Source organism: Micromonospora sp. M51 (genome assembly GCF_018070305.1).
Classification (GTDB): domain Bacteria; phylum Actinomycetota; class Actinomycetes; order Mycobacteriales; family Micromonosporaceae; genus Micromonospora; species Micromonospora parva.
Map to the genome: position 1 here is coordinate 1 of NZ_JAGPXZ010001333.1, position 796 is coordinate 796.

Consider the following 796-nt stretch of genomic DNA (forward strand, 5'->3'; position numbering starts at 1 on the left):
CAACGGCGGTGGCAGCACCCCCACCACCACGCCCGGTGGCGGTAACAACGGCGGCGGTAACAACGGCGGCGGTAACAACGGTGGTGGCACCGAGCCCGGCGCCGGGCTCGGCGTGCTCGCCAACGACTGCGACGAGAGCCGGCTCCAGCCGCACGACGGTTTCCAGAACGGCAACCGCTGCGTGAGCACCGAGTTCGGTGAGGTCGGCGCGGCGGCCAACAACCCGTCGCTGCTGATCACCCAGTTCCCCGAGCAGGTTGGCCAGAACCAGCCCTTCACCCTGCGGGTCAGCACCCGCAACCTGGTGCGGGACCGCTTCCTGGCCGCCGGTCAGGGTGGTTACTACGTGGAGAGCTCGCTGCTCAACGACCAGGGCCTGGTCCGTGGGCACTTCCACACCGCCTGCCGGATGCTGGACAGCCTGACCGCGCCGCCGGAGCCGCAGGAGGTGCCCGCGTTCTTCGTCGCGACCGAGGACGGCCGCGGTGGTGCCCAGCCCGACGAGGTGACGATCCAGATTCCGGGCCTGCCGGAGTCGGGTACCGCCCAGTGCTCCGTCTGGGCCGGTGACGGCTCGCACCGCCTGCCGATGATGGAGCGGGCCAACCAGACCCCCGCCTTCGACTCGGTGCGCATCGACGTCAACTGAGGTAGCAACGATGGCCGGCCACCCCGGGGCAACCAACCTGGGGTGGCCGGCCATCGCGTCGCAACGGGCGACCCGGACACACGACGGGGCCCCGCCGTGCTGGCGGGGCCCCGTCGTCGCGTCGCGTCAGCGGTTCTTGTACGCCTC

At 71.2% G+C, this 796-nt stretch carries 1 pseudogene; it reads left to right on the plus strand.

From position 1 onward, the window contains the following. A pseudogene (locus tag KBX53_RS34635) lies at positions 1–649 on the plus strand (hypothetical protein); the annotation flags it as partial. Between the last annotated feature and the right edge of the window lie 147 nt (positions 650–796).